This is a genomic window from Bradyrhizobium sp. Leo170, assembly GCF_004296405.1.
Taxonomy (GTDB): domain Bacteria; phylum Pseudomonadota; class Alphaproteobacteria; order Rhizobiales; family Xanthobacteraceae; genus Bradyrhizobium.
Genome location: NZ_PSRR01000467.1, coordinates 1 through 5,143, shown reverse-complemented (window position 1 = coordinate 5,143; position 5,143 = coordinate 1). Strand labels below are relative to the sequence as shown.

The window sequence follows — 5,143 nt, the reverse complement described above, 5'->3', positions numbered from 1 at the left end:
AACCACCGGCGAAGGCAGCCGCGATCCGACGGTGAAGGAAATGAACGTGAAGGAGAAAGGCAAGGTCGAACGGATGGGCAAGTAGTTTGGCCCCATGACATTTGGACCTTTTCGCGTGCGGTTCGGTTCCACTGCGCGCGAAACGCTTGAGCGCTTGATCCGGCAAGGTGGGGAGCCGATGAGAGAGGATGACGATTCGAAGAAAAGTCATCACGCTTTAGGCATCAATCAGGACGCCCGGATTGAGCATGCCTTGGGGATCCAATTCGCGCTTGGCTGCCCGCAATGCGGCGGCGAAGAGCGCTGGCCGCTGTCGGTCGTACCAGGGTCTATGATCGCGACCAACGGCATGATGATGGGTGATGGTGCCGCCCGCCGTGATCAGCGCGTCGCTCGCCGCGTTCTTGATGGCCTGCCACTGTTCGAGAAGCGCGCCGTGTCGACCGCGCGCGTGGAAGGAGAAATAGGGCGCGGGACCGTCCGGGTAGACGTGGGTGAAGCGGCAGGTGACTTCACCCTTGATCCCAGTTGCTTCCAGAATCGCGCATTCGGTTGCTGTTTTGACCTTGTCGTGAAAGCTTTCGAACCGATCCCAGGTGATGGCGCTCTCGAACGTATCGATGATGAGGCCCGCGGGCGTCAGAAATTCGCGCGCATAGGGCATCCGAATAAACGCGTTGCGCCAGATGCCTGCCGCGCCTTGGAGATGCGCGTCCCTGGCTGTCGCGGGCTCCGGCGTCCCGCGGTGGTCGGCGCAGCACTCAAGTGCACGCGCGAACCAGGCGTCCAAGGATGATCGCCCGATTCGAATGCGAGCACCATGATTGCAGCGCTGCCGTCAGCCGCCCCCGTGTTAAAGGCCTCCTGCGGGTCCAGGATCCGGCAATTGGATGGATAGAGGCCGGCTTGCGCGACCGCACGCACAGCGCACGCGGCATCGAAGAAGGAGGGAAAGCGAACCGATGCGCCAGCGCGGAACTTTGGACGGGGCTGCAATCGCATCCAGGCACGCGAAATCACCCCCAGAATCCCTTCCGAGCCAATGAACATGCGGTCGGGACTCGGTCCGGCACCCGAGCCGGGAAGTCGGCGCGTCTCCAGCACGCCAGCGGGCGTCACAACGCGCAGGCTTTCGACGAAATCGTCGATATGGGTATGAAGACTGGCGAAATGGCCGCCCGATCGTGTCGCAATCCAGCCGCCCAGAGTTGAGTATTCGAAGCTCTGCGGAAAATGCCGTAAGGTGAAGTTGTGGGGCTTGAGCTGGTTTTCCAGGAACGGACCATAGGCGCCAGCTTCGATCGAAGCGACGCGCGATAACGAATCCACTTCGATGACTTTGGAAAGATTGCGCAGATCGAGGCTGACGGCAGCCTTGTGCTTGATGCCGTCAACCCGCGGCTCGACGCCGCCGCACACGCTCGATCCGCCTCCAAAAGGTGTCAGCGAAGCGCCAACAGATCCCGCCCAGTCCATCACAGCGGAAATCTCCGACTCGTTACGCGGATAGGCCACGACGTCGGGCGCACTATCGTAATTGCCAAGCATTGCTCTAACGTAATCCGGATAGGACTTGCCATAGGTGTGCGCGGCACGATCGTAACGTTCGCTCGTGCAGAAGGGCGCGAGGGAGGCCGGTGGCACTATGCGCGGCTCCCGCAAGGAGAGCTCTTCAAGGCCCGGAACAGCGACCGTGTCGAATTCGTCAGTTCCAAATTTGACATGATAGCGGCCGAGGACAAACTTCCGTTCCTCTTCGCTCATGCCTTCGCCTTCGCGCCCCCAACCGTAATGTTTCAGCCTTGTGTCGGTCATGAGCGTTCCTCGTGTTGGTTTCGATAGTTGCTCGGATCGACGAAACAGATCTTCTGAACGCGCGCGCCGCAGATTGAGCTCGGCCGATCGAAACAATACGCCCTCGAGGGGAACGATGAAAGATCGCGCGTTTTACGTCGGCTGTTTCTTCAGCGAACGGGCGACCGCTCGGTTCAGCAAATCGCAGCCTTGCTTCGTGTGGCATGACGAAATTCCGAGCCGCCGTGTTTCGAGCGGAAGGAAATCCCGCAATGCGACAGCGCCTACGCGGCCTCGGCTTACTGAATTGCGGTAGACTACACAGAGCGGGTGGAATAAGCCTATCCACGCTCGCTTTGAAAGGTGCGCATTTGGTCTCCGAGAACGACCTGGAGGCTGCTCTTGAATTCCTCCGGGCGCGGGCCGCCGGATCGGTCGAGGGCATTTTTGGTCCGGCCTCGATGACATGGAGGATCGACAGGGAGGCCGTCATCTTCCTGGGCGCCGGTCGTGCGTTGCTCCTTCAACTGGCGCATCCCTGGGTTGCCGCGGCCGTGGCCGAGCACTCGCGGACCTTTGCGGATCCGATCGGTCGCTTTCATCGGACCTTTGACGTTATGTTTACAATGGTGTTCGGCTCACTCGACAGCGCCCTTGCTGCTGCAAGGTACCTCCACCGCCGCCATGCCACGATCGTCGGCCGCTTGCCCGAAGCAATCGGTCCCTTCGAGAGTGGCTCAATCTACTGCGCCAACGAGGTCGCAGCGTTGCGCTGGGTTCACGCGACGCTCGTCGAGAGCGCTCTCATCGTACACGACCTGATCTTGCCTCCCCTCACGGTCGAAGAGCGTGAGCGGTATTGGGCCGAAAGCCGGCTGTTTGGGGCGTTGTTCGGGCTGACGTCTACCAACCTACCGGCGGATTGGGCTTCATTCGCTGCCTACAGCACAAGCATGATGCAATCGGATACATTGTCCGTCAGCGCCACCGCACGCGAGCTGGCGGGACAGATCTTTGCCGGCGCACGGCCATGGTTGCGGCCGCCGCAGTGGTACCAGGCCCTGACTGCCCATCTGCTGCCAGACCGATTGCGCGTGGGCTTCGGATTTACCTCTCACGAGCGTGACCGGAAAGCCGCCGAACGTGCGTTTGCACGCATACGACGCATCTATCCCAAAATACCGACTCGCCTTCGGTACGTCGGTCCCTACCAGGAAGCGCAAGCGCGACTACAAGGAAAGCCGCAACTCGACTGGGCAACGCGATGTCTCAACAGGGCCTGGGTCGGACGGCCCCAGCTAGATGACCGCTGGAACAGATGAAGGTGCTCATGCCGATGGCGGTCATGGCCTTAGCATAAGCGCGTAAGAGCTGAACCTGCTATGGGTTCATGAACTGCCTCATGCGAAGGATTGGATGAGATATCGTAGCGCTTCCGTCGGCCCTGATCTCGACGACATTGGGGCGTGGATCAGTATACTGGCCGGCAAATTGCGACGGGAACGGCCCGACCGGGGCATAAGGAAGACGCGATGAACGATACGATTGGCTACCCCGATCCCGGCCTCGATCTGTCGGACGGCTTCAAGCCGCACACCTTGCACTGGGGCGTGTTCTCGGCGCGTCACAGCGAGGCTGGACTCGAAGTCAGGCCTTATGCGGGGCCTGCCTTGCCGCGGTGCACATCACCGACGGCATCGCTCCCGGTGTTGTCCAGCTACCGACCGGCGCGTGGTACGACCCGATGGATCCGGAGGAAGAGACACCGCTCTGCGTTCACGGCAATGCGAATGTGCTCACCCGCGACATCGGCACCTCATCCTTCGCGCAAAGGCTGCACCGGCCATCTCACGACTGTCGAGGTGGAGCGGTTCAACGGCAATCTGCCGCCGATCCGCGCTTTCGATCCGATGTAGCGGACGTGACATGCCCGTTTGTTGGAGGGAACGTTGATGGGTTGGTTCAGTGAGGGCAAGCGGGTGCGGATCCCGAACCCGGTGGGCGGACAGTTGCAGGTCGTGGCTTGTTCGCCGTTCCCCGACGCGGCTGGCGAGGCGATTCTCTGTCCCAAGTGCGACATTGACGGGGTGATCACCGCGGAGCGCCTCGCGGCGACTGCGGTGCAGTACAGCAGCTACGAGGTACCTAAGCCGAAGTGGCCCCGCCCTGGGGCGGTGCTCCCCGTCACCGTGGACTTGGCCGATCCGAACCGGTTCAGGATCGAATGGGATCAGGTGCCGACCGGGCCAGAGGCCGCCGAAAGGCTCGCAGAGACTTTACGCGCCCGGCAACTCAGCGAGCGGCTGGCCGACGCGCCCGGCCATCACGCGTTTCCCCGCGTCTGGCGGGAGGTGGCGCATGCCGCGTCGTTGCTGACGCTGGTCAACGGCCTCACTCCGCAGCAGACAGAGATCGCGCTTTCCGGCGGCGCCGCTGCCCTCGGGCTCGTGCCGGCCACGGCGAAAGTGTTGTCCGCGCACGAGGTGGGACCGAGCAGTGCACCAGGCGGGACGTGGGACATCGTCCTCTGGGTGAACCACCCGAACGGTGGGCAGGGTTGGCAAGCGGTGACCCGCATGTCCTTCAGCAGCTCCCAACGCCGCGAAAAGCGCACCACCGCCGGGTGCGAATTACCCGTCCTGGTCGACCCGGACAACCACAACCGAATCATCGTTGATGTCACGCGCCTCTCCTGAGTGGTGCGACCGGGGCTCACCAACATCTGCGCCGCGCGCGTAGAAGCTGATTGGCTCAATCGGCGAGCTCACGCTGCGAGCTGAGGTTGAAACACCACATCGGCGTAGTAGTTGGAGGAGCTGAAGGTGTTGGTTGGGAAGAGTCCGGCCGAGTTCGTTCCTCCATAAGCATAGACGCCATTGCCGCCTGACGTAGCGCTGGATGGCGCCGTCAGGGCTCCGCTCGTGAGCGCGTTGGTGAAGAAGTTGCTGGTGGCTGCATACGCGCCGTTTGTGTGATAGGACGCGACATAGGTGGTGTTGGCAGCGATCGAGACCGGCGTCGCCAAGGGCACGGTCTGCCAGCCGCTTGCGGTGGTGTTGGTGAAGGTTGCGCTGGCAAGCTTGGTGCCGGTCGAGGTCCACAGGTCGAGGAGATCGGAGCCAGTATCGCCGGGACTGCGGTAGAACTTGAGCGCGGTGATCTGGCCGGCAGTGGACGAGGTGAACTTCACCCCGACCTCGAGCGCGGAGCCATCATTCAAACTGGTCTGCGTCGGGGTGTTTGACGCGGTGAACAGGCTCACCGTCGCGGACGTCGTGGTCACGGCGATATTGAAGGTCTCGCTGGCAGAAAGGCCGGCAGGATCGGTGGCCGAAACCTGGACGCCGGC

The 5,143-nt window shown here is 62.1% G+C and carries 5 protein-coding genes and 1 pseudogene; 3 read left to right on the top strand and 3 right to left on the bottom strand.

The features are described from left to right. Window positions 1-217 precede the first annotated feature (217 nt). Together CWO89_RS49840 and CWO89_RS40500 are read right to left on the bottom strand one after the other, a co-directional pair. Window positions 218-670 carry an FAD-linked oxidase C-terminal domain-containing protein gene (locus tag CWO89_RS49840; RefSeq protein ID WP_502702948.1) on the bottom strand — a complete coding sequence of 151 codons (453 nt, stop codon included), beginning with the start codon at window positions 668-670 and terminating at the stop codon, window positions 218-220. Further along, on the bottom strand, window positions 640-1,815 hold the full coding sequence (locus CWO89_RS40500; RefSeq protein WP_245476801.1) for an FAD-binding oxidoreductase: 1,176 nt from the start codon (window positions 1,813-1,815) through the stop codon (window positions 640-642). The genes CWO89_RS49840 and CWO89_RS40500 overlap by 31 nt, the downstream gene beginning before the upstream one ends. A gap of 350 nt (window positions 1,816-2,165) precedes the next feature. On the opposite strand from CWO89_RS40500, the gene CWO89_RS40495 reads away from it, so the two are divergent. From CWO89_RS40495 to CWO89_RS40485, 3 genes and pseudogenes are all read left to right on the top strand, one after another. Further along, entirely contained in the window at window positions 2,166-3,116 is a 951-nt protein-coding gene (locus tag CWO89_RS40495) for an oxygenase MpaB family protein (RefSeq protein WP_130583857.1), read from the top strand. 338 nt (window positions 3,117-3,454) lie between these two features. After that, a pseudogene (locus CWO89_RS40490) lies at window positions 3,455-3,710 on the top strand (molybdopterin dinucleotide binding domain-containing protein); the annotation flags it as partial. Window positions 3,711-3,746: 36 nt separating this feature from the next. Further along, window positions 3,747-4,490 carry a hypothetical protein gene (locus CWO89_RS40485; RefSeq protein WP_130583856.1) on the top strand — a complete coding sequence of 248 codons (744 nt, stop codon included), beginning with the start codon at window positions 3,747-3,749 and terminating at the stop codon, window positions 4,488-4,490. A gap of 68 nt (window positions 4,491-4,558) precedes the next feature. Here the strand turns inward: CWO89_RS40485 and CWO89_RS40480 are convergent. Continuing rightward, a partial coding sequence (locus tag CWO89_RS40480) for a DUF4082 domain-containing protein (protein ID WP_130583855.1) occupies window positions 4,559-5,143 on the bottom strand: 585 nt, incomplete at its 5' end.